Origin of the sequence: Lysobacter sp. MMG2, assembly GCF_016735495.2 — a bacterium.
In the GTDB taxonomy this organism is placed as follows: Bacteria; Pseudomonadota; Gammaproteobacteria; order Xanthomonadales; family Xanthomonadaceae; genus Lysobacter_J.
The window spans coordinates 382344-404443 of the sequence record NZ_JAERQY020000004.1; the positions used below are offsets into that span (position 1 = coordinate 382344).

A 22100-nucleotide genomic window follows, 5' to 3' on the forward strand; every position below is an offset into this window, starting at 1 on the left:
CTGGCAGACTCAGCAAAGTCTCTCAACGGCACACGCAAAGCGATGGAGCTCCCCAGAACTTAAGTTTGATGAGCGTTTAACACGCCCATAACAGATATCTGGAGAGAGATAGATGAACCATCGCAATTTGCGCACCGCGATGCGCGTCGGCATGCTGCCGGCAGGCATCGCGATCGCACTGGCGCCGGCGTTCGCCGTCGCGCAGGAAGGTGGCGAGCAGGGTGCGACCACCCTCGACCGCATCGAAGTGACCGGCTCGCGCATCAAGCGCGCCGACGTCGAGACCTCGCAGCCGATCTTCACGCTGAGCCGCGCCGAGATCCAGAAGCAGGGCGTGACCTCGGTCGCCGACGTGCTGCAGCGCATCTCGAGCAACGGCGCCGCGCTGAACTCGACCTTCAACAACGGCGGTGACGGCTCGGCCGGCATCAGCCTGCGTAACCTCGGTGAAGGCCGCACGCTCGTGCTGGTCAACGGCCGTCGCTGGACCCAGGGCCTGGGCGGCAGCGTCGACCTGAACACCATCCCGGCCGCAATGATCGAGCGCGTGGAAGTCCTGAAGGACGGCGCCTCGACCATCTACGGTTCCGACGCCATCGCCGGCGTGGTGAACATCATCACCCGTTCGAACTTCGAAGGTGCCGAAGCCGGTGCGTACATCGGCCAGTACCAGCAGGGCGACGGCGAGCGTCAGGCGTATGACTTCACCATCGGCACGGGCAACGATCGCGGCAACGTGATGCTCGGCGTGTCGTACGTGAAGGAAGAGCCCGTCATGGCCGGTGATCGCAAGATCTCCGCCGGCGGTCCTCCGTTCTTCGGCGGTCAGAGCACCACGGGCTTCCCGGGTTCGTTCGTCGACACTGATAACGTCCGCTACATCATCGATCCGACCACGGGCGCCAAGACGCGCTTCAACTCGGACATCCACGGCTACAACAGCGCCCCGGACAACTACCTGCTGACCCCGCAGGAGCGTACGTCGCTGTTCACGCAGGCCAACTACGACATCACCGACAACGTGCGCTTCAAGACCGAGATGCTCTACAACGAGCGCATCTCGGAGCAGCTGCTCGCGGCGATGCCGGTGACCGGCATGCGCCTGTCGGCCAGCAGCTACTACAACCCGACCAATCCGAACGGCTTCTACGCCGGCACGCCGGCCTTCCAGACCGGTGGCGCGCGTGACCTGATCGGTGTTGCCCGTCGCTTCCAGGAGTCCGGTGGCCGTTCGTTCAATCAGAACGTCAAGAACTGGCACTTCTACGGTGGTTTCGAAGGCTACTTCGAAGTCGGCGAGCGCACGTTCGACTGGGATGCGGGCTACCGCTACGACCGTTCGGACGAGAATGACCTGACCTACGGTCTGTTCAACCGCTCCAACCTGGCCCTGGCCTACGGCCCGAGCTTCAACGACAACGGCACCATCCGTTGCGGCACCGCGGCAGCTCCGCTGGCCGACTGCGTCCCGGTCAACCCGATCGGCACCGACGGTTCGATCTCGCAGGAAGCGATCGACTACACCGCCTTCACCGCGCACGACTCCAGCCGCGTCACCTCGAAGAGCTACTACGCCAACATCAGCGGCGACATCGTCGACCTGCCGGCTGGCGCGCTTGCCTTCGCTGCGGGCTATGAGCACCGCACCGAGAGCGGCCAGTACGATCCGGACGCGTTCATCGCCGCCGGCCTGAGCACGGGCAACGGTTCCAAGCCGACCGCCGGTGGCTACAAGCTCGACGAGTACTACCTCGAGCTCGCGGTGCCGGTCCTGGCCGACCTGCCGGGCGCCAAGCTGCTCGACTTCTCGCTGGCCACGCGCTACTCGGACTTCAGCAACTTCGGCAACACGCTGAACAGCAAGTTCGGTTTCCGCTGGAAGCCGATCGACGACCTGATGGTCCGCGGTAACTGGTCCGAGGGCTTCCGTGCTCCGACGATCAACAACCTGTACGCGGGCAACCAGGATTCGTTCGAGAGCTACGACGATCCGTGCGATGCACGCACCGGCCAGCTGGGTAACCCGCAGGTCGCCGCGCGCTGTGCTTCGGAAGGCGTCTCCCCGACGTTCACGCGTTCGCAGCGTCAGACCGCCGAGGCCTTCACCTGGACCTCGAACGACAACCTGCAGCCGGAAACCTCCACCACCAAGACCCTGGGTTTCGTCTACAACCCGAGCTGGCTGGAAGGCTTCGACATCTCGCTGGACTGGTACGAGATCAAGATCGAGAACGCGATCTCGCGTCCGGAAGCTCAGTTCATCCTGGACAAGTGCTACGCCGGTACGGCGGGTGAGCAGGCCGTGTACTGCGGTCTGTACTCGCGCGATCCGGCTTACCCGGGTGCGCCGAACACGATCACGAACCTGGAAATGCCGCTGCTGAACCTCGCCGAGTACAACGTCGAGGGCTGGGACATGACCGTGAACTACAAGTTCCCGGAAACGTCGTTCGGCAAGTTCGCGATCACCTGGGACACCGCGTACACCTCCAACTGGTCGACCAAGGCCACGGTGGATTCGGTCGAAGAACAGCGTCAGGGCCTGTACCTGCCGCAGGATCCGTACTGGCGCATCAAGTCCAACATGTACCTGGACTGGACCTACGGCGACTTCGGTGCGACCTGGGGCATGCGCTACAAGTCCGGCCTGTATGAGACCTGCGTGCTCGACAACGACGAAGGCCTGGCCGATGCGTACTGCTCGGATCCGGACCGCGTGACCGCCGAGGGCCCGTCCCCGCGCAACTACCTGGGCGCCGTGACCTATCACGACATCCAGGTGCGCTACAACACGCCGTGGAACGCGACCGTCTCGGTCGGCGCCAACAACGTGTTCGACAAGGAACCGCCGACCTCGTACAGCTCGCCGTACAACAACTTCGATCCGCAGTACGACCTGCCGGGCGCGTTCTACTACGTCCAGTACCGTCAGCGCTTCTGATCGGTTGAAGTACCGCAGCACGTAACACCGCCACGGCCCCGAAAGGGGCCGTGGTTTTTTGTGCCCGGCGTCGAGGGTTTGCGGAGTCTGGCGCGGGCCCGCGCGGGCGGTACGATAGCGGCTGGTTTCCGGATCGACCTCCCGATGAAATTGCAGGTGCCGTTCATCCAGTTGCCCGTGCACTTCGACGCCGCCGCGCTGGCGGCCGAAATCGCCGCACTGGGCGAGGGGCCGTGGCGGCCGCACCCGCAGGGCTTTGCCGGCAATTCGATGCTGCCGCTGGTGTCCGCGCAGGGCGAGGCGGCCAACGAGGCGTTCTCCGGCCCCATGCGGCCGACGCCGGAACTGTTCCGCTGCCCGTATCTGACGCAGGTCTTCGCCAGCCTCGGCGCGACGGTGGGCCGCAGCCGGCTGATGCGCCTGTCAGGCCACGCCGAAGTCACGCGTCATGCCGACCAGGGCTATTACTGGACCGAGCGCGTGCGCGTGCACATTCCGATCGTCACCCAGCCGACCGTGCGTTTCGAGTGCGACAGCGCCGTGATCAACATGGCGCCGGGCGAATGCTGGATCTTCGACACCTGGCGCCAGCACCGCGTCCTCAACGATGCGGTGGAATCGCGCATCCACCTGGTCGTGGACACGGTCGGCGGCGGGCGTTTCTGGGACATGGTCAACCGTGGCCGTCCGCATGACGCGCCTACGGCGGGCTGGCAGGCCGTGCCGATCGCACCGAAGCCCGGCGAGGTCGCACCGTTCCCCTGCGAGCGCGTGAACGTGCCGGTGGTGATGAGCCCATGGGAACTCAACGATCATCTGGGCCTGCTGTTCGCCGATGCGGTGCCGCATCCGAGCCTGCCGCAGGTGCGGCAGATCGCGATGCGCTTCGCGCGTACGTGGCAGGGCTTGTGGTTCGAGTTCGGTGAACGCGAGGAAGGTCACGCGCGCTACGCGGCCGCGGTGCAGCGCCTCGTCGAGGACATCCGCGGCCCCAGCCAGCCGTTGATGCTGAAGAACGAACTGCGCTGGTTCAACGCGCTGATGACGATCGTGTGCAAGTTCGCGGTGACGGCAGGCGATGCGCAGTTGCCTGCGACGGCGCAGCGGCAGCGCGAGATGGGCGATAACGCGTAGGGGACATCTCCCGGAACGTCAGTCCAACGTCATCCCGAGGAACGGCCAGAGGTGGTGCCATGGTGTGAGCCAGGCATCATGAAGAAAAAGGCCGCCCGGAGGCGGCCTTCTTCATTCGCGAGGAGCCAGGCCGATCAGAACTTCGGCTTGTCTTCTTCCGCGTTGTAGCGGGCGATGGCGTCGTTGAGGATCGACTTGGCCTCGGCGGCGTTGCCCCAGCCTTCGATCTTCACCCACTTGCCCTTCTCCAGGTCCTTGTAGTGCTCGAAGAAGTGGCCGATGCGATCGAGCCAGTGCTGCGAGACCTGCGCGATGTCGGTGACGTGCGCGTAGCCGCCGAAGATCTTCGGCACGGGCACGGCGATCAGCTTCTCGTCGCTGCCGGCCTCATCGCTCATCTTCAGCACGCCCACCGGCACGCAGCGGATGACCGAGCCCGGCACCAGCGGCAGCGGCAGGATCACCAGCACGTCGGCCGGATCGCCATCGCCGCACAGCGTGTGCGGGACGTAGCCGTAGTTGCACGGATAGCGCATGGGCGTGGACAGGATGCGGTCGACGAAGATCGCGCCCGAAGCCTTGTCGACTTCGTACTTGACCGGCTCGGCATCCTTGGGGATTTCGATGATGACGTTGATCTCATCCGGCGGGTTCTTGCCGGTGGGGACGAGGTCCAGACCCATGTGGTGCTCCAACTGCGTGGGGGCCGCGCCGGACGGCGGGCGGGGTTTTCGGGAATGCGGGCCGGCATTTTACGTGGATGACTGCTGCGGCGCAGCAGCCGGAGTGCCGCCCCTGGGCGGGCGTCGCGCCCCGTTCAGCCCCGAAAACGAAAACGGCGGCCCGCAGGCCGCCGTCCCGTGAACCCTGCGCGGGAGCCCTTAGAGCAGCGGCACCATCAGCAGCGCGACGATGTTGATGATCTTGATCAGCGGGTTGATCGCCGGGCCCGCGGTGTCCTTGTACGGGTCGCCCACGGTGTCCCCGGTCACAGCCGCCTTGTGCGCGTCGGAACCCTTGCCGCCGAAGTTGCCGTCCTCGATGTACTTCTTGGCGTTGTCCCAGGCGCCGCCGCCGGTGGTCATCGAGATGGCGACGAACAGGCCCGTGACGATCGTGCCGATCAGCAGGCCGCCCAGCGCCTTCGGGCCCAGCAGCAGGCCGACGATGATCGGCACCGCGACCGGCAGCAGCGACGGCACGATCATTTCCTTGATCGCCGACTTGGTCAGCATGTCCACGGCCTTGTCGTACTCCGGCTTGCCGGTGCCTTCCATGATTCCCGGGATCTGTCGGAACTGGCGGCGCACTTCCTCCACCACCGCACCGGCCGCACGGCCCACGGCTTCCATCGCCATGGCGCCGAACAGGTACGGGATCAGGCCGCCGATCAGCAGGCCGATGATCACCGTGTGGTCCGACAGATCGAAGGTGAACACCTCGCCCGGATGGGCCGCCTGCAGGTTGTGCGTGTAGTCGGCGAACAGCACCAGTGCCGCCAGCGCCGCCGAACCGATCGCGTAACCCTTCGTCACCGCCTTGGTGGTGTTGCCCACGGCGTCGAGCGGATCGGTGACCGCGCGCACTTCCGGCGGAAGCTCCGCCATCTCGGCGATGCCGCCGGCGTTGTCGGTGATCGGGCCGTAGGCGTCGAGCGCGACGATCATGCCGGCCATCGACAGCATCGCCGTCGCGGCGATGGCGATGCCGTACAGGCCGCCCAGGTAGAACGCGAGCCAGATCGCCACGCACACCGAGATCACCGGCAGCGCGGTCGACTTCATCGACACGCCCAGGCCCGCGATGATGTTGGTGCCGTGGCCGGTGGTGGAGGCCGCGGCGACATGGCGCACCGGCTTGTACTGCGTGCCGGTGTAGTACTCGGTGATCCACACGATCGCGCCGGTCAGCACCAGCCCGATCAGCGCGCAGCCGTAGAGGTTCATCGCACCGTGGCTGTTGTCGCCCATCAGTTGCGTGGTGATCGGGTAGAACGCGATCGCGGCAAGCACCGCCGAGACGATCACGCCCTTGTACAGCGCGCCCATGATCGAGCCGTCGGCCTTCACCTTGACGAAGAACGCGCCGATGATCGAAGCGATGATCGACACGCCGCCCAACACCAGCGGGTAGAGCACGGCGTTGCGGCCGGCTTCGCTGGCCATCAGGCCGCCGAGCAGCATCGTCGCGATGACGGTCACCGCGTAGGTTTCGAACAGGTCCGCCGCCATGCCCGCGCAGTCGCCGACGTTGTCGCCGACGTTGTCGGCGATGACCGCCGGATTGCGCGGGTCGTCCTCGGGAATGCCGGCTTCGACCTTGCCGACCAGATCCGCGCCGACGTCGGCGCCCTTGGTGAAGATGCCGCCGCCCAGTCGCGCGAAGATGGAGATCAGCGACGAACCGAACGCCAGCCCGACCAGCGCGTGCAGCGTGTGCTCGACGTCGTAGCCCATGTAGCGCTGCAGCACGACGTAGTAACCAGCAACGCCGAGAAGGCCGAGGCCGACCACGAGCATGCCGGTGATCGCGCCGCCACGAAACGCGACGTCCATCGCCGGGCCAATGCCCCGGCGTGCGGCTTCGGCGGTGCGCACGTTGGCGCGTACCGAGACGTTCATGCCGATGTAGCCGGCGGCGCCGGACAGCACCGCGCCGATCAGGAAACCGATCGCCGAGGCCCACGTCAGGAAGAAGCCGATGAGCACGAACAGCACCACGCCTGCGATGGCGATGGTCGTGTACTGGCGATTGAGGTAAGCGCGCGCGCCTTCCTGGATCGCGCCGGCGATCTGTTGCATTCGTTCGTTGCCGGCGGGCTGCGCGCTGATCCAGCGCGCGGAGATGATCCCGTAAAGGATCGCGATGACGGCGCAGACCAGCGCCAAGGCCAAACCGTACTGCTCCAGCATGAACCCCTCCCCGTAGAAGTGGACACCAGGAATTTCGAGTTTTCGTAAACCTTTCGAGTTGTGGTGCTGCGCGGATCGTGGGGTGCCGCCGCAACGGCCCGACTATCGCACAGGCGCCGGGCCCGACGCACGCCGTAGACGCAGCATTCAGCGCATCCGTGCCAGCCTGCGGTCCCGGTCACGGAAAGGTCGTCCCGCTGCCATGCGCATGTCGCCCCTCCTTCTCCTGATGTTCACGGCACCGGCACTGGCGGCCGGTCCCGGTGCTGCGAAGCCCGAGATCTCGCGTGGTCCGGTGGCGCCGCAAGCCCAGAACGCCGTGCACACGCTGCGACAAATTCCTGAGGCCTGCGCGCGACTGGAAGGCATGTTCACCGGCCAGGCCGCCGAGCCGTACACCTTCGCCGTGGTGCGCATCAGCCCGCAGTGCCAGCCGCGCGCACGCTTCGTCGACGCGGCGAAAGCCAGGCCGGAGCAGAACGGCTGGGTCCTCAATGACGTGATCCGCGTGCCGAACGCGGCCTGCCCGTCGCAGCAGGCCGTCGTGCATGTGTGGCGCAAGCCGGTGGACAAGACGCCCAAGCTCGACGGCCAGGGGCAGGCGCGCATCTACCTCAAGGAACAGTCCGACAAGGCGAAGGCGGGGCAGCTCGACGCCGTGCCGATGTATGCCGCGCAGATGGACGTGGAAGGCACGTCCTGCGGCCGCTGATTTCCGTCACGGAGGCGACGAAAGGGGCCGCATCCAGCCCCTTCGCGTGATCCGGCCCGCTTACTTGGCCGGCTTGAGCTTGCCCGCCATCGCCAGGAACGTGGCTTCGTCCGACGGCGACAGGTTGGGCCGGCCCGCGACGATGCCCATGCCGAGCGAACCGAGCACGTAGTAGGTTTCGCCGGCCTCGACTTCCATCGTCAGCACGTCCTTGGTCTCGCCGTGCACGTTGTACTCGTGCTTGCCGGGTTCGACGTTGGTGACGAAATACTTGCCGCTGCGCAGCTTGCCCAGTTCGGCCTCGCCTTCGCGCACCTTGAAGCCGATCGCGCCGCCGACGAACTTCGATTCGCGGAAGAACACGATTTGCGCCTTGTCCTGCGGAGCCGCGGTGATGAGCGTGTTGGCGGCGGGTGCGGTCGCGACAGCGGTGGTGGCTTCACCATCCTTGGCGATGGCGAAGGCGGGTGCGACGAGCAAAGACAGGGCAAGGCTGCAGGACAGCATGGAACGCATTCGGTTTACTCCTTCAAAGTGAGGACGCGGGCTCGGCGTCATGGGGGCTTGGGGCTTCGGGCGCCGGCGCGGTGGCGTCCGTGTGCGGAGGTGACGCGTAAGGGATGCGCGTGGGCGCAAGGTCCTGCGCGAGCTTTGCGAGCGCGCGCGTACCGGCGGGGATCTCGATCTCCCCTCCGTGCACGAACAGTGCGAAGGGCCCGGCCACAAACGACGTGGCGAGCGATGCATTCATGTTGTCCTTACCGCGCGCCGCAAGCTTCATGGCACGCAGCGTGAGCGGGCCGTCGGGGAGTTCGAGGAACCGAGCCGCAAGCAGCAGTTCGCCGGGTTTGCCACCGCCACGAGAGGCTTGCGCGTGGACTACTTCACCAATGCCGGGTGTGCCGGCCGGCACGACCACTACGCCGTCGCGGATAAGGGGCTTGGCCAGGCGCAGCCGGAAGCGATAACCGTTCTTGTGGCTGGCCGAGCCGACAGGTTCCGCCAGTTCGAGCTCGACCTCCTGCCCCGCGCACAGGGAAGTGCACTCCGCCAATGGGGCATTCGCGAACTGCGCGGCAGGCGGTTCGATGATCGCGCCGCTCGTTGTTTGCGGTGCCGACTGCGCGAACGCCTGCCCGACGGCCAGGCTGGCCGCCAGCGCCCATCCATTCCAATTCATCCACTGTCCCTTGCGATCCGCGAGGCGCGACGGACGCTAGTGGAAAGGGGTTACTCCGCCAAGGGTGGCAATTTCTTGGGCACCAGCACGTTCTTCATCGCCACGTACTTCGGCAGCCCGTCGCGGCCGTAGGGCGGCGGCGCTTCGCCGCGGATCAGCGGTTCCAGGTAACGGCGCGCGGGCGGCGTGATGCCGTAGCCGTCCTTGCGGATGAAGTTCGCCGGCATCATTTTTTCGTGGTTGGCGATCTTCGACAGCGGCGCGGCTTCGATCTTCCAGCGATACGGCGAATCCGACGTGCGCACGATCACCGGCATCACCGAGTTCATGCCCTTCAACGCGAATTCCACCGCCTTGCGACCCACGGCCTGGGCCTGGTCGAGATCGGTCTTCGACGCAAGGTGCCGCGCGGAGCGTTGCAGGTAGTCGGGCAGGGCCCAGTGCACCTTGTAGCCGAGCGCGTCCTTGACACGGCCGGCCAGGAACGAGGCGACACCGCCCAGCTGCGTGTGGCCGAACGAATCCTTGCCGCCACCTGCGTCGGCGACGAACTTGCCGTCCGGCGTCTGGATGCCTTCGCTGGCGACCACCACGCAATAGCCGACGCGTTCGACGGTGGCCTTCACCTTGGCGAAGAAGTCGGCTTCGTCGTAAGGGCGCTCGGGGAACAGGATCAGATGCGGCGCGGCGTCCTCGCCTTCGCCGGCCAGTCCCGCGGCGGCGGCGATCCATCCGGCGTGGCGGCCCATCGCCTCGTAGACGAACACCTTGGTGGACGTGTCGGCCATCGCCGCCACGTCGAGCGCGCACTCGCGTATCGACACGGCGGTGAACTTGGCCACCGAGCCGAAGCCCGGGCAGCAGTCGGTCACGGCCAGGTCGTTGTCCACCGTCTTGGGCACGCCGACGCAGGTCAGCGGGTAGTCGAACTCCGCCGCAAGCTGCGACACCTTCAGCGCCGTGTCGGCCGAATCATTGCCGCCGTTGTAGAGGAACCAGCGCACGTCATGGGCGCGGAAGACCTCCAGCAGTCGCTGGTAGCGGGCGCGGTCCTGGTCGAGCGACTTCAGCTTCACCCGGCACGAACCGAATGCGCCGCCCGGCGTATGGGCGAGGCCGCGGATGGCGGCGGCGGACTCCTTCGAGGTGTCGACCAGTTCCTCCCGCAAGACCCCGAGGATGCCGTTTCGGCCGGCCAGCACGCGCACCTTGCGGGCGCGGGCGGTCTCGATGACGGCCGAGGCGGTGGCGTTGATGACGGCGGTGACGCCGCCCGACTGCGCATACAGCAGGGTTCCGGAGGCCATGTCCAATTCCAGTCGGAGATCGGGATAGGGAGCGGGATGCGGTAAAGTGGCCGCAATATTGGCCCGGCGGGGCCGGACGCTGCGAGTGTAGCGCCGCCTCGCGGGCGGGCGACGGGGCCATGCCAACGTCGTCGGCCCCCCTGAGGCCGAAGAATTTTCCCGTTCTAGGAGTGATGTTGATGCGATTGGTACTTCTGGGCGCGCCCGGCTCCGGCAAGGGCACGCAGGCCACGCGCCTCAAGGAGCATCTGCAGGTCCCCCACATCTCCACCGGCGACCTGCTGCGCGCCGAAGTGGCGGCGGGCAGCAAGCTGGGTCTTGAGGCGAAGGAGATCATGGCCTCGGGCAACCTCGTCAGCGACGAGATCCTGCTGGGCATGCTGGAGGACCGCCTCTCGCGTCCCGACACCCAGGGCGGTTTCATCCTCGATGGCTACCCGCGCAACCTGGCCCAGGCCGCTGCGCTGGACAAGCTGCTGGGCCGCATCGGCCAGCCGATGGACTATGCCGTGCAGCTGGAAGTGCCGACCGAGATGCTGGTCGAGCGCATCGCCGGCCGCGCCAAGGCCGAAGGCCGCGCGGACGACAGCCCGGAATCGGTGCGCACGCGCCTGACGGTCTACAACGACCAGACCGCGCCGGTGATCGACTTCTATCGCCAGCACGGCCAGCTGACCGTGGTGAACGGCGTGGGCTCGCTGGACGATGTGTTCAACCGCATCGTCGAGGCGTTGTCGCCGGCTAAAGAAGTCGGGTGAGGCAGGCCGCTCACGCGGCACTGCCGCGTGGCCTGCCGAACGACCGGCCATGGATGGCCGGGCCGGGCGACCCGAAGCCGATCGCGCTTCGCCATGGACGGCCGCAAACACCCATCTGATGCAGCATCCGGTCACTGCTGGCGTTCAATAAAGCGAGCGTTGAGGAAGTCGCAATCTTGAAGATTCATATCCTGGGCATCGCCGGCACCTTCATGGGCGGCGTCGCCGCGCTCGCGCGCGAACTTGGTCATGACGTCGAAGGCAGCGACCAGGCGGTCTATCCGCCGATGTCGACGCAGCTGGAAAACCTCGGCATCGCGCTGCGCCAGGGGTACACGCCCGAGAACATCTCCGCCGACTGCGAACAGATCGTCGTCGGCAACGCGCTCTCGCGCGGCAATCCGGCGGTGGAGCAGGTGCTCGACGACGGTCGCCGTTACACCTCCGGCGCGCAGTGGCTCAGCGAGAACCTGCTGCCCGGACGCGACACGCTGGCCGTCGCCGGCACGCACGGCAAGACCACCACGACCACCATCCTCACCTACCTGCTGCAGGCGGCCGGGCGCGAGCCGGGCTTCCTGATCGGCGGCGTCGCCGAGGATTTCGGCGTTTCCGCGCGCATCGGCGCGGGGCGGGAGTTCGTGGTGGAGGCCGACGAATACGACACGGCGTTCTTCGACAAGCGCAGCAAGTTCGTCTATTACCGTCCGCTGGTCGCCATCCTCAACAATTTGGAATACGACCACGCCGACATCTTCCCGGACGTGTCCGCGATCCAGCGCCAGTTCCACCACCTCGTGCGCACGGTGCCGCGTCGCGGACGCCTCATCGTCAACGGCGAGGACAAGCACCTGGCCGAGGTGCTGGCGATGGGTTGCTGGACGCCGGTGGAAACCTTTGGCCTCGACGCAAGCCTGCTGCCCGCGACGTCCGCCGGCGGCAGCCACGGCGACCGGGCCGACGAGCGCGCGACCGCGCGCGCCGCCTTCGACTGGACCGCGCGCCTGATCGCGCAGGACGGCAGCCATTTCGCGGTCGTGCACCGCGGCGTTGAAGTCGGCGAGGTGCGTTGGCCGTTGCTCGGCCGGCACAACGTGATGAACGCGCTCGCCGCGCTCGCCACAGCGAACGCCGTCGGCGTCGACGTGGCCGGCGTGCTGCCTTCGCTGGCGGACTTCCGCAGCGTGAAGCGCCGGCTGGAAGTGATCGGCCAGGCGCAGGGCGTGACGATCTACGACGACTTCGCCCACCACCCGACGGCCATCGCGACCACGCTCGCGGGCCTGCGTGCGAAGGTCGGCGGTGCGCGGATCGTGGTAGCGATGGAACCGCGCAGCAACTCGATGCGCCTGGGTGCGCATTCCGATGCGCTGGCGCCGTCGCTCGACCTCGCCGATGCCGTGGTGTTCCTGCATCGGCCGGAACTCGCATGGGACGCCGGCAAGGTGGTCGGCGCGCTGCGGGGCGAGGGCGTGGCCGTGCCGGACGCCGACGCGCTCATCGCCGCGCTGCGTGAACGCGTGCGTGACGGCGACCACGTGGTGTTCATGTCCAACGGCGGTTTCGACGGTGCACCGCGGCGTTTCCTCGCGGTGCTGCGCGAGTCCTGAGGCGCGGCGCGCCTTCGCGCCACCGGCACCCGATCGGCCCTAAACTGCCGTCGATGCCTGCAGACGACACCGCGCCGCAAACCCTGGGGCTGTTCCCGCTGCATACCGTGCTGGTGCCCGGCGCGGCGCTGGGTTTGCGCGTGTTCGAACCGCGCTACCTCGACCTGATCCGCGATTGCAGCCGCAACGGCAAGGGCTTCGGCGTGTGCCTGATCATCGACGGCGAGGAAGCCGGTGCGCCGGCCAGCGCGGCGGCGTACGGCACCGAGGCGGTGATCGAGGATTTCGGCCGTGGCGACGACGGGCTGCTCACCCTGCAGGTGCGCGGCAAGCGGCGGTTCCACGCGCAGAGCGTGCGCGTGCGCGACAACGGCCTCCAGGTGGCGCAGGTGAGCTGGTGCGATCCCGATCCGGACGATCCGCTGCGCCCGGAGCACGGCCTGCTCGGCAAGCTGCTGGAGCAGATCGTGGAGCAGATCGGCGGCGAGCACGCCGGCGCGCCGAAGGCGCACTTCGACGATGCGGCCTGGGTCGGCTGGCGGCTGGCGGAACTGCTGCCGCTGGAGAACGCGCAGCGGCAGGTGCTGCTGCAGACCGAGGATCCGCACGCGCGACTGGATCGGCTGCTGGCCCTACTTCCCTGACGTTCCGCCGGCGTTCGTGGTGCGCACGCGCAGCACGGGCGTGTCGCCGTGCGGATGCGGGGCTTCGACGGTGTCCAGGTCCTTCAGCGCCTCGCGCACCAGCGCGTGCGCGCGGCCGTCGTCGATGGCCGGCAACCACAGCGAAGCGGCGGCCAGCGGCTTGTTCAGGCGCAGCGTCTGGCTGGTGCCGAGCCACAACGGCGTGCCGTCGTCCAGCAGCACCGGCGCGTGCCACAGGCGCAGGACGAACTGCTCGTCCTCGCTGGCGCCGTCGTGCAGCATCAGCAGCGATTCGGCCTGTGCATCGAGCGTGGCCGGCAGCACGGCCTGATCGTGCGGCGAGGCGTCGTCATCGAGCAACCCCAGCGTCGCGACCCAGTCCGCCTGCGGCTGCACATGCCAGCCGTGCGCTTCCAGCCGTTGCTGCAACGGCTCCAGCGGGCCGGCGACCTGAAGGTCGAGCGGCCAGCGGCGGCGCTGGTCGCGTTCGTTGCGCTGGGCGGGAAGCTCGCTCCAGCCGTCGCGCCACCACGCTTCATGGCTCATCACCGAGTTCGGCGTCGCCGCGGCGAAGCGCGCCAGCAGCGTGTCCGCCGTGCGCGGTGCGTGCCAGAGCGCGGCGATCGCGAAGGTGCCGTAGAACAGCCACGCCAGCGGTCGCATCCAGAACGAACGCTGGACGTGGCGCCGGTACGCGATGCCCAGTGCGAGCAGCCACAGCACGCCGAAGAGCGTCCCGCCGACCAGGTCGCTGGGCCAGTGCGCGCCCAGGTACAGGCGCGCGAAGCCGACCAGCGTGGTCACCACGCCCGCCAGCAGGTACGGCCACACGCGTGTACGGCCCGGCAACTCGCGTGCGATGAGCACGGCGAAGAAGCCGAACACGATGGTGCACATCGTCACCGCCACCGACGGGAAGCCGAACCCCGCCGGCGCCGTCGGCGGACGCGGCATGTCGATGGCCGCTTCGAGCAGGGAGGTCAGCGCCAGTCCGAACACGATCGCGGCGGCGAAATGCGCCGCGGCCATCCAACGCTTGCGCCACGCCAGATACGCCAGAGCCACCAGCGCCGCGGGACCCAGCACCGAGGCATCGCCGATGCACGCCAGCGCGGCCATGAGCCGGTCCGCCAGCGGATTGCGCAGGCTCCACATGAACTCGTGGATGGTGTGGTCCAGCGCGAGCGGTCCGCCGCTGGCGAGCAACGTCGCCAGCAGCGTGAACCACGCCCAGCTGATCGCCAGCAGGCACACGGCCAGCATCAGCAACGACGGGGATTCGGGCCGGTTCGGATCGATCAGCGCCGCGGCGTACGGCCCCAGGCGCGGATGCTGGCGGGTCCAGCGAAGTGCGCGGGCGAGCAGGGTGTCGGCGTGGTCGGCGAACCAGCGCCAGGTGTAGAGCACCATGGCCCACACCAGCGCGACCGCGACCGCCAGCGCACCCAGCACCAGTGCGAGTCGGTCGGCCACGGCGGCGACCGCGTCGTACGAACGCCCCAGCACCCAGCCCGGCGCGAGGAACAGCAGCGCCCAGGCGATGCAGGCCAGCAGGCTCGGCAACGCATAGCGACGCAGGGGCATGTGCAGCATGCCCGCGATCGCGGGCACGAACGGACGCACGGCGCCGACGAAGCGGGCGATGAAGATGCTCTTCGTCCCGTGCCGGCGGAACATCGACTCGCCGCGGTCCAGCCATTGCGGGTAGCGCGAGAACGGCCAGCGACTTCGCAGCTGCACGCCCCAGCGCTGGCCGACCCAGTAGCTCAAGCCGTCGCCGAGGAAGGCGCCGAGTGAGGCACACACCAATGCGTAAGGGCCGCTTATGTGTCCCAGCCCCACCAATGCACCCACCGCGAACAGCAGCGGCAGCGCCGGCACCACGATGCCCAGGAGCACCACGGCATCGCAGAAGGCGATAAGGAAGATGGCGGCGCCGGCGGCGACGGGGTTTTCCGCGATCCATGCGGTCGCGCTTTCGATCCAGGCCGGTTCCATCAGCCGATTATAGGCAGCGCGTCCATGACGGCGCGATGGCTGGAGCGGCCCGTGACCATCGGCACGCCCGCGACGCGGCCATCCGCGTGGCGCGCACGTACACTGGCGTGATGCCCGATCGCACCGACACCATCGAAGTCCAGGCACTGAAGGCCGACAGCTTCGGCCGCATTGCCCTGATGCAGGACGGACGCGGCCTGTTCGTGCGTCGCGATCTGGGCCACGTGCCGATGTGGTTGCGCGTGCCCGCGTGGTGGTTGGCGCGTCGTGAAGCGCGCGCGCTGGAACGGGCGGAGGGTTTGCCGGACATGCCGCAGTTGCTGCGCTGGGACGGACGATGCCTGGATCGCAGCTACCTCGACGGTGCCGCGATGTACCAGCGCCCGCCGCGCGACGATCTGGCCTATTTCCGCCAGGCCCGGCGCCTGCTGCAACAACTGCACCGCCGCGGGCTGGCGCATAACGACCTGGCGAAGGAGGCCAACTGGCTGGTCCTGGCCGACGGACGCCCGGGCCTCATCGACTTCCAGCTCGCCACGCGCGGCGATCCGCGCTCGCGCTGGATGCGGCTGCTGGCGCGCGAGGATCTGCGCCATCTGCTCAAGCACAAACGCACCTATTGCCCGCAGGCGCTGACGCCGGTGGAACGACGCGTGCTCAAGCGCCATTCGTGGCTGCGCGAGGCGTGGTTCGCCACGGGAAAGCCGGTCTACCGGTTCGTAACGCGGCGCCTGCTGAAATGGGAAGACAACGAGGGCCAGGGGCCCAAGCCCTGATGGGCACGACTCGACGGAGCGTGCCCCCGCGGCGCGACCCCGGGAACCAATAAGGAGAACGCGCCATGCGCACCCTGTCCGGAAAGACGCTTTTCATCACCGGCGCCTCGCGCGGGATCGGCCGCGCCATCGCGTTGCGAGCCGCACGCGACGGCGCCAATGTCGCCATCGTCGCCAAGTCGGCGGTGCCCAACCCCAAGCTGCCCGGCACGATCCACACCGTCGCGGAGGAAGTCCAGGCCGCCGGCGGCAAGGCCCTCGCGCTGAAGTGCGACATACGCGAGGAAGAAGAGGTGCAGGCGGCGGTCGCCGCGACGGTCGACGCGTTCGGCGGCATCGACATCCTCGTGAACAACGCGAGCGCGATCTGGCTCCGGGGCACGCTCGACACGCCGATGAAGCGCTATGACCTGATGCAGGACGTCAACGCGCGCGGCACGTTCCTGTGCTCGCAGGCGTGCCTGCCGCATCTGCTCAAGGCGCCGTCGCCGCACATTCTCTCGCTCGCCCCGCCGCTCAACCTGGATCCGAAATGGTGGGCGCCGCACACCGCCTACACGCTGGCGAAGATGGGCATGAGCTTCGTGACGCTGGGGCTGGCGGCGGAGTTCGGACCGCAGGGCGTGGCCGTCAACGCGCTGTGGCCGCGCACCGTGATCGCCACCGATGCGATCAACATGATCCCCGGCGTGCGCACCGAGCTGTGCCGCACGCCGGACATCGTCGCAGACGCGGCGCAGATCGTGCTGTCGCGTCCGGCGCGGGATTACTTCGGCCACTTCCTGATCGACGACGACGTGCTGTTCGCCGCCGGCGTCACCGACTTCAACCAGTACGCCGTCGATCCCACCGCCGAGCGCCTGCTTCCGGACCTGTTCCTCACCGAGTCGCAACTGGCGCGCAAGCCGCGCTGAGCCCGGTTGTCCTCAACCGGTCGCCGACGGAAGCGACCGGCCGCAGTGCCGGCAGAAGTGGGCGGCCGGATCGTGGCCTTCCAGTCCGCAGCCCTTGCACGCGCGGCGGTCCAGATGAAGGGTGTCCTGACTGGCTTCGCGCAGGCTGGTGGCGAGCTCGGCGGTGTAGATGCCGGTCGGCACGGCGATGATGCTGTAGCCGATCAGGATCAGCAGCGAGGTGATGAAGCGCCCCAGCGTGGTCTGCGGCGCGATGTCGCCGAAGCCCACCGTCGCCATCGTCACCACCGCCCAGTACATGCTGGTGGGAATGCTGGCGAATCCGTGTTCCGGGCCCTCGACCACGTACATCAGCGCGCCGAAGATCACCGTGATGGTGATGACCGCGCACACGAACACGAAGATCTTGCGCCGGCTGCGCCACAGCGCGCCCATCAGCACGCCACCTTCTTCCACGTAATGGGTGAGCTTGAGGATGCGGAACAGCCGCAGCATGCGCAGGATGCGCAGCGCGAGCAGGCTCTGGCTGCCGGGCAGGACGAGCGAGAGGTAGGTGGGCAGGATCGAGAGCAGGTCGACCAGGCCCCACAGGCTAAGCGCGTAGCGCCATGGTTTGCGCACCACCGCAAGGCGCAGCGCGTATTCCACGGTGAACAGGATCGTGAATCCCCACTCCAGCAGGTAGAGCAGGTTCGCGTGGCGGGCGTGGATGCGCGCCACGCTGTCCAGCATGATCACGATCACGCTGGCGACGATCGCCACGATCAGCATCAGGTCGAAGTTGCGCGAGCGCTGCGTGTCGTGGCGGAAGACGATGTCGTACCAGCGCCGCCGCCAGCCTGTGTCGCGTGCGGGTTTCAGCTCCGGATCGATCAGCTGCGTCGGCATGGCGGCCTCCAGCGGGCGATTGTGCGAAGCCGGGCGTGGACGCCGTGGCAATCTTCATATTGCCCGTTCCGGCCAGGGGCCCCGCGCTCGCCGCGATCGGCGACAATGTCGCCCCCACGCCTTTCCGATCCGACCCGATGAGCGCTTCCTCCACCGACCTTTTCTCGCTGTCCGAACGCTATTACCTGCCGGTCTACCGGCCGCGCCGGATCGTCCTGGACCACGGTCGGGGCGCGCGCGTGTGGGACCGTGACGGTCGCGAGTACGTCGATTTCGGCGCCGGCATCGCGGTGAACGCGCTCGGCCACGCGCATCCGGCGCTGATCGCCGCGCTGACCGAACAGGCCGGCAAGCTCTGGCACACCAGCAACGTCTTCGTCAGCGAACCGCCGCTGCGCCTGGCCGAGGAACTGGTCACCGCTTCGCGCTTCGCTCAGCGCGTGTTTTTCTGCAATTCCGGCGCGGAGGCCAACGAAGCGGCGATCAAGCTGGCGCGCAAGTGGGCCACATCGAAGGGCCGCGCGCCCGCACAGCGCGGCATCCTCACCTTCCGCGGCAGCTTCCACGGCCGCACGCTGGCCGCCGTGACCGCGGGCGCGCAGCCGAAGTACCACGAAGGTTTCGAGCCGCTGCCGCCGGGCTTCGTCTACAGCGATTTCAACGACCTCGCCGCCGCCGAAGCCGCGATGGCGTCCGGCGATGTCTGCGCCGTGCTCGTCGAGCCGGTACAGGGCGAGGGCGGCGTGACGCCGGCGACGTCGGAGTTCCTGCTCGGCCTGCGCGCGCTGTGCGACCGCCATGGCGCTCTGCTGATGTTCGACGAGATCCAGTGCGGCATGGGCCGCATGGGCCACCTGTTCGCCGCGCACGCCTACGGTGTGACGCCCGACGTGGTGACGCTGGCGAAGGCGCTGGGCAGCGGGTTCCCGATCGGCGCGATGCTGGTGGGCGAGAAGGCCGCCGAAACCATGCAGTTCGGTGCGCACGGCACGACGTTCGGCGGCAATCCGCTGGCGGCGGCGGTCGCGCGAGCGGCGCTGCGCGAGATTTCATCGCCGCAACTGCTTGCCAATGTCGAGCGTCAGTCGCTCGCGATCCGCGATGCGCTCGCCGCGATCGACGCGGAGCTGGGCCTATTCTCCGAGGTCCGTGGAAACGGCCTGATGCTCGGCGCGCAGCTGCGCGAGGCGCATGCGGGCAAGGCGGGCGAGATCCTCGACATCTGCGTCGATCATGGCCTGTTGCTGCTGCAGGCCGGACCGGATGTGCTGCGCTTCGTTCCGGCGTTGAACATCAGCGACGAAGACGTGGCCGACGGCCTGGCGCGCCTGCACGCCGCGCTGCGCGCGTTCGCGAAGCGGTAAATCTCGCGATAGCCCGCAAAAAACGCGGACGGGCCCGGCCTCGTCCGCGTTTCTTTTTTGGCGGAAGTAAACGGATTACGCGCCCGCGAGTTCCTTGAACGATTCGCGCGCCGCGTTCACGGTGTGCGCAATTTCCGCCTCGCCGTGGGCGCTGGAAACGAAACCGGCCTCGAACGCCGACGGTGCCAGATACACGCCACGGCCCAGCATCGCGTGGAAGAAACGGTTGAAGCGCGCGGTGTCGGAGGCTTTTGCGTCCTCGAACGTCTCCACCGGACCCTCGCGGAAATACAGGCCGAACATGCCCGGCGCGCGCGTGGTGGTTAAGGAGATGCCGGCGTCGCGCGCGGCGGCTTCCAGGCCGTCACACAGCACGTTGGTGCGTCGCTCCAGTTCGGTGTGGAAACCCGGCACCTGGATCAGCTCCAGCGTCGCCAGGCCCGCGGCCATCGCCACCGGATTGCCGCTGAGCGTGCCGGCCTGGTAGATCGGGCCGCTCGGCGCGACCTGTTCCATGAGATCGCGACGTCCACCGTAAGCGCCCACCGGCATGCCGCCGCCGATGATCTTGCCGAACGTCGACAGGTCCGGCGTGATGCCGTAACGCTCCTGCGCGCCGCCCAGTGCGACGCGGAAGCCGGTCATCACCTCGTCGAAGATCAGCAGCGCGCCGTGCTTCGAGCACAGTTCGCGCAGATGCTGCAGATAGCCGTCGCGCGGCAGGATGCAATTGGCGTTGCCGACGATCGGTTCGATGATCAGGCCGGCGATGTCGCCACCGACTTCGTCGAAGAGCTTGGTCGCGGCGTCGAAATCGTTGTACGCAATGGTGAGCGTGAGGTCGGCCAGCGCCGACGGAACGCCCGGCGAATTCGGCAGGCCCAGCGTCATCACGCCGCTGCCGGCCTTTACCAGGAAGCTGTCACCGTGGCCGTGGTAGCAACCTTCGAACTTCACGATCCGGCTGCGGCCGGTGGCGCCGCGTGCGACGCGGATCGCTGACAACGTGGCCTCGGTGCCCGAGTTCACCATGCGAACCATTTCGCAGCTCGGCACGATCTTCGTGATGCGTTCGGCCATCGTCACTTCCAGCGCATTGGGCACACCGAAACTGAGGCCGTTGCGCATGGTTTCGGCCACGGCGGCGAGCACGTCCGGATGCGCATGGCCGGCGATCATCGGGCCCCATGAGCCGACGTAGTCGACGTAGCGATTGCCGTCCACGTCGACGATGTACGCGCCTTCCGCGCTCTGCGCGAAGAACGGTTCGCCGCCGACCGACTTGAATGCGCGTACGGGCGAATTTACGCCGCCGGGAATGAGCTCCCGGGCGCGGGAAAACAGGGCGTGCGAGCGTTCGTGGTTCATGGCGTGTCCGTGGAAAGGGGGGAATCGAAACAGCCGCGGTAGGCGCGCGCGGCGGCGGCCGGATCGGCGGCGTCGAAGACACCGGAAATCACGGCCAGAAGGTCGGCGCCTGCATCAACCAGCGGGCGCGCATTGTCCGGGGTGATGCCGCCGATCGCCACTCTGGGAAGGCCCAGCGGCGCGGCATCGCGCAGCAGGTCCAGCGTCGCCCGTCGCGCGTTGGGTTTGGTCGGCGAAGGGAAGAAGGCGCCGAACGCGATGTAGCTGGCGCCTGCGTCCGCGGCGCGTCGGGCCAGCGAAAGGTCGTCGTAGCACGAGGCGCCGAGAATCGCGCCTTCCGGAAGGGTCGCGCGGGCGCTTGCCAGCTCGCCGTCGTCTTCGCCCAGATGGGCCCCGTCTGCCCCGATTGCGGCGGCCAGGCGCCAGTCGTCGTTGACGATGAGCGGCACCTCGAAGCGGCGGCACAGCGCGAGCAGGCGGCGCGCCTGGTCTTCGCGAAGGGCGTCGTCGGCGGCCTTGTTGCGGTATTGCAGCCACGTGGCGCCGGCCTGGAGGACCGTCTCAACCCGGGCCAGCAGGCGGAGTGTGTCGCCGTCGTCCGGCGTGATGGCATAGAGGCCGCGCGGCGGCCGGGGCGAATTCATTCGGGAAGCTTCCGTGTGCGCGGACGCGGTGGGACAATGAGCGTTCCGCAATTCCCGCATTATCCGCCCATGTCCGAGACCGCCGCGACCACCACTTTCCGCACCTGGATGTGCGTCGTCTGCGGCTTCATCTACGACGAGGCCCTGGGGCTGCCGGAAGAGGGCATCGCCCCCGGTACCCGCTGGGAGGACGTGCCGGACACCTGGACCTGCCCGGACTGCGGCGTCACCAAGGACGATTTCGAGATGATGCCGCTCTGAGCGGCGAGGCGCGGCTCAGGGCTGCGCCAGCCCCGGTCCGAAGGTCAGCTCCACGCCGTCCTTGAGCCCCAGCCGTGCCGCCTGGCCGGCGTTGAGTTCCAGCACATACCGCGCCGGCGCGTTGCTGGGGTAGGGCGGACAGCCGTCTCCGAGCGAGCACGGCGGCACATCGCGCTGCTGCGATACCAGCTTCCGCGCCGAATCGAAGTAGAGGATGTCCAGCGGGATCTTCGTGTTCTTCATCCAGTAGGCGAGCGGCTCCTGGCGCTCGTGGATGAAGAGCATCCCGCGGTCGGCAGCCATTTCATCCCGGAACATCAGGCCGCGTGCCCGCTCGGCGTCGTCATCGGCCACTTCCACCGCGTAGCGCTGGCCGTTCAGTTCGACCCAATGGTCGGTACTGCTCGCGCAGCCCGAAAGGGCCAGGCCGCAGCAGGCAAGCAGGAGGCGGAAGGCGGGCATGCGAGGCTCCGGAATGGGCGTGGAAGTGTGAGCGCGAACATCCGGCAGCGCCTTCGGCGAGTCAATAGATCCGACATCGCTCGACCCCCTTCCCAAACTCCGAATGCATGTGCACAATGCGCGCCCCGCCAAGGTGAACTTCACTGAAGCGGGGCGCGGTTGAAGCGGTGGTTTCGAAGGGCGGTTGACGAACTTCGAAGGTGCTGTAAGATGCGCGGCCCGGTCGC

At 67.7% G+C, this 22100-nt stretch carries 20 protein-coding genes; 10 read left to right on the top strand and 10 right to left on the bottom strand.

Annotated features, from left to right (window positions below):
• The first annotated feature begins 112 nt into the window (after positions 1-112).
• Positions 113-2941 carry a TonB-dependent receptor gene (locus JI752_RS16380; protein WP_216966073.1) on the top strand — a complete coding sequence of 943 codons (2829 nt, stop codon included), beginning with the start codon at positions 113-115 and terminating at the stop codon, positions 2939-2941.
• A 144-nt stretch (positions 2942-3085) separates the two neighbouring features.
• Positions 3086-4075 carry an aspartyl/asparaginyl beta-hydroxylase domain-containing protein gene (locus JI752_RS16385; protein ID WP_216966075.1) on the top strand — a complete coding sequence of 330 codons (990 nt, stop codon included), beginning with the start codon at positions 3086-3088 and terminating at the stop codon, positions 4073-4075.
• 134 nt (positions 4076-4209) lie between these two features.
• On the opposite strand, the gene ppa is transcribed toward JI752_RS16385, so the two are convergent.
• Both ppa and JI752_RS16395 read right to left on the bottom strand, forming a co-directional pair.
• On the bottom strand, positions 4210-4758 hold the full coding sequence (ppa, locus tag JI752_RS16390) for an inorganic diphosphatase (protein ID WP_216966077.1): 549 nt from the start codon (positions 4756-4758) through the stop codon (positions 4210-4212).
• 198 nt (positions 4759-4956) lie between these two features.
• Positions 4957-6987: a sodium-translocating pyrophosphatase gene (locus JI752_RS16395; RefSeq protein WP_216966079.1), complete on the bottom strand. Its 2031-nt coding sequence runs from the start codon at positions 6985-6987 to the stop codon at positions 4957-4959.
• 202 nt (positions 6988-7189) lie between these two features.
• Between JI752_RS16395 and JI752_RS16400 the strand changes: the two genes are divergently transcribed.
• Positions 7190-7699 carry a hypothetical protein gene (locus JI752_RS16400; protein WP_216966081.1) on the top strand — a complete coding sequence of 170 codons (510 nt, stop codon included), beginning with the start codon at positions 7190-7192 and terminating at the stop codon, positions 7697-7699.
• Between the two features lie 60 nt (positions 7700-7759).
• Here JI752_RS16400 and JI752_RS16405 read toward each other — a convergent pair whose 3' ends face one another.
• The 3 genes from JI752_RS16405 to JI752_RS16415 are packed head-to-tail and all read right to left on the bottom strand — an operon-like array spanning position 7760 to position 10186.
• On the bottom strand, positions 7760-8215 hold the full coding sequence (locus JI752_RS16405) for a DUF2846 domain-containing protein (protein ID WP_216966083.1): 456 nt from the start codon (positions 8213-8215) through the stop codon (positions 7760-7762).
• A gap of 13 nt (positions 8216-8228) precedes the next feature.
• Positions 8229-8879: a hypothetical protein gene (locus JI752_RS16410; RefSeq protein WP_216966085.1), complete on the bottom strand. Its 651-nt coding sequence runs from the start codon at positions 8877-8879 to the stop codon at positions 8229-8231.
• Between the two features lie 50 nt (positions 8880-8929).
• Entirely contained in the window at positions 8930-10186 is a 1257-nt protein-coding gene (locus JI752_RS16415; protein ID WP_216966087.1) for a 6-phosphofructokinase, read from the bottom strand.
• A 179-nt stretch (positions 10187-10365) separates the two neighbouring features.
• Here JI752_RS16415 and JI752_RS16420 point away from each other — a divergent pair, with 179 nt between their 5' ends.
• The 3 genes from JI752_RS16420 to JI752_RS16430 all read left to right on the top strand — a co-directional run bounded on the left by JI752_RS16420 (position 10366) and on the right by JI752_RS16430 (position 13198).
• Entirely contained in the window at positions 10366-10944 is a 579-nt protein-coding gene (locus JI752_RS16420; RefSeq protein WP_216966089.1) for an adenylate kinase, read from the top strand.
• A 173-nt stretch (positions 10945-11117) separates the two neighbouring features.
• Positions 11118-12554: a UDP-N-acetylmuramate:L-alanyl-gamma-D-glutamyl-meso-diaminopimelate ligase gene (gene mpl / locus JI752_RS16425; protein ID WP_216966161.1), complete on the top strand. Its 1437-nt coding sequence runs from the start codon at positions 11118-11120 to the stop codon at positions 12552-12554.
• Between the two features lie 53 nt (positions 12555-12607).
• Positions 12608-13198, top strand: a complete 591-nt coding sequence (locus JI752_RS16430) for an LON peptidase substrate-binding domain-containing protein (RefSeq protein WP_216966091.1) — start codon at positions 12608-12610, stop codon at positions 13196-13198.
• Here the strand turns inward: JI752_RS16430 and JI752_RS16435 are convergent.
• On the bottom strand, positions 13187-15196 hold the full coding sequence (locus JI752_RS16435) for a bifunctional DedA family/phosphatase PAP2 family protein (protein ID WP_216966093.1): 2010 nt from the start codon (positions 15194-15196) through the stop codon (positions 13187-13189). The two genes, JI752_RS16430 and JI752_RS16435, sit on opposite strands and share 12 nt — an antisense overlap.
• Before the next feature lie 110 nt (positions 15197-15306).
• On the opposite strand from JI752_RS16435, the gene JI752_RS16440 reads away from it, so the two are divergent.
• Positions 15307-15972, top strand: a complete 666-nt coding sequence (locus tag JI752_RS16440) for a serine/threonine protein kinase (RefSeq protein ID WP_216966095.1) — start codon at positions 15307-15309, stop codon at positions 15970-15972.
• Between the two features lie 65 nt (positions 15973-16037).
• Positions 16038-16886, top strand: coding sequence for an NAD(P)-dependent oxidoreductase (locus JI752_RS16445; RefSeq protein ID WP_216966097.1), 849 nt, complete (start codon positions 16038-16040; stop codon positions 16884-16886).
• Between the two features lie 12 nt (positions 16887-16898).
• On the opposite strand, the gene JI752_RS16450 is transcribed toward JI752_RS16445, so the two are convergent.
• Positions 16899-17774 (bottom strand): ion transporter, encoded by an 876-nt coding sequence (locus JI752_RS16450; protein WP_216966099.1) that lies wholly within the window; start codon positions 17772-17774, stop codon positions 16899-16901.
• A 137-nt stretch (positions 17775-17911) separates the two neighbouring features.
• Here JI752_RS16450 and JI752_RS16455 point away from each other — a divergent pair, with 137 nt between their 5' ends.
• Positions 17912-19138, top strand: coding sequence for an acetylornithine/succinyldiaminopimelate transaminase (locus JI752_RS16455; RefSeq protein WP_216966101.1), 1227 nt, complete (start codon positions 17912-17914; stop codon positions 19136-19138).
• A gap of 75 nt (positions 19139-19213) precedes the next feature.
• On the opposite strand, the gene hemL is transcribed toward JI752_RS16455, so the two are convergent.
• Together hemL and thiE are read right to left on the bottom strand one after the other, a co-directional pair.
• Positions 19214-20506 (bottom strand): glutamate-1-semialdehyde 2,1-aminomutase, encoded by a 1293-nt coding sequence (hemL, locus tag JI752_RS16460; RefSeq protein WP_216966103.1) that lies wholly within the window; start codon positions 20504-20506, stop codon positions 19214-19216.
• Positions 20503-21150 (bottom strand): thiamine phosphate synthase, encoded by a 648-nt coding sequence (gene thiE / locus JI752_RS16465; RefSeq protein ID WP_216966104.1) that lies wholly within the window; start codon positions 21148-21150, stop codon positions 20503-20505. The genes hemL and thiE overlap by 4 nt, the downstream gene beginning before the upstream one ends.
• A gap of 36 nt (positions 21151-21186) precedes the next feature.
• Here thiE and JI752_RS16470 point away from each other — a divergent pair, with 36 nt between their 5' ends.
• On the top strand, positions 21187-21411 hold the full coding sequence (locus tag JI752_RS16470; protein WP_254200968.1) for a rubredoxin: 225 nt from the start codon (positions 21187-21189) through the stop codon (positions 21409-21411).
• 15 nt (positions 21412-21426) lie between these two features.
• Here the strand turns inward: JI752_RS16470 and JI752_RS16475 are convergent, their stop codons facing one another.
• Positions 21427-21873, bottom strand: a complete 447-nt coding sequence (locus JI752_RS16475; RefSeq protein WP_216966106.1) for a DUF192 domain-containing protein — start codon at positions 21871-21873, stop codon at positions 21427-21429.
• Positions 21874-22100: the final 227 nt, after the last annotated feature.

Excerpts from the sequence above, each read along its gene's own strand:
- JI752_RS16380 (WP_216966073.1), top strand. The coding sequence starts at position 113 with ATGAACCATCGCAATTTGCGCACCGCGATGCGCGTCGGCATGCTGCCG.
- JI752_RS16385 (WP_216966075.1), top strand. The coding sequence starts at position 3,086 with ATGAAATTGCAGGTGCCGTTCATCCAGTTGCCCGTGCACTTCGACGCC.
- ppa (WP_216966077.1), bottom strand. The coding sequence starts at position 4,758 with ATGGGTCTGGACCTCGTCCCCACCGGCAAGAACCCGCCGGATGAGATC.
- JI752_RS16395 (WP_216966079.1), bottom strand. The coding sequence starts at position 6,987 with ATGCTGGAGCAGTACGGTTTGGCCTTGGCGCTGGTCTGCGCCGTCATC.
- JI752_RS16400 (WP_216966081.1), top strand. The coding sequence starts at position 7,190 with ATGCGCATGTCGCCCCTCCTTCTCCTGATGTTCACGGCACCGGCACTG.
- JI752_RS16405 (WP_216966083.1), bottom strand. The coding sequence starts at position 8,215 with ATGCGTTCCATGCTGTCCTGCAGCCTTGCCCTGTCTTTGCTCGTCGCA.
- JI752_RS16410 (WP_216966085.1), bottom strand. The coding sequence starts at position 8,879 with ATGAATTGGAATGGATGGGCGCTGGCGGCCAGCCTGGCCGTCGGGCAG.
- JI752_RS16415 (WP_216966087.1), bottom strand. The coding sequence starts at position 10,186 with ATGGCCTCCGGAACCCTGCTGTATGCGCAGTCGGGCGGCGTCACCGCC.
- JI752_RS16420 (WP_216966089.1), top strand. The coding sequence starts at position 10,366 with ATGCGATTGGTACTTCTGGGCGCGCCCGGCTCCGGCAAGGGCACGCAG.
- JI752_RS16430 (WP_216966091.1), top strand. The coding sequence starts at position 12,608 with ATGCCTGCAGACGACACCGCGCCGCAAACCCTGGGGCTGTTCCCGCTG.
- JI752_RS16435 (WP_216966093.1), bottom strand. The coding sequence starts at position 15,196 with ATGGAACCGGCCTGGATCGAAAGCGCGACCGCATGGATCGCGGAAAAC.
- JI752_RS16440 (WP_216966095.1), top strand. The coding sequence starts at position 15,307 with ATGCCCGATCGCACCGACACCATCGAAGTCCAGGCACTGAAGGCCGAC.
- JI752_RS16445 (WP_216966097.1), top strand. The coding sequence starts at position 16,038 with ATGCGCACCCTGTCCGGAAAGACGCTTTTCATCACCGGCGCCTCGCGC.
- JI752_RS16450 (WP_216966099.1), bottom strand. The coding sequence starts at position 17,774 with ATGCCGACGCAGCTGATCGATCCGGAGCTGAAACCCGCACGCGACACA.
- JI752_RS16455 (WP_216966101.1), top strand. The coding sequence starts at position 17,912 with ATGAGCGCTTCCTCCACCGACCTTTTCTCGCTGTCCGAACGCTATTAC.
- hemL (WP_216966103.1), bottom strand. The coding sequence starts at position 20,506 with ATGAACCACGAACGCTCGCACGCCCTGTTTTCCCGCGCCCGGGAGCTC.
- thiE (WP_216966104.1), bottom strand. The coding sequence starts at position 21,150 with ATGAATTCGCCCCGGCCGCCGCGCGGCCTCTATGCCATCACGCCGGAC.
- JI752_RS16470 (WP_254200968.1), top strand. The coding sequence starts at position 21,187 with ATGAGCGTTCCGCAATTCCCGCATTATCCGCCCATGTCCGAGACCGCC.
- JI752_RS16475 (WP_216966106.1), bottom strand. The coding sequence starts at position 21,873 with ATGCCCGCCTTCCGCCTCCTGCTTGCCTGCTGCGGCCTGGCCCTTTCG.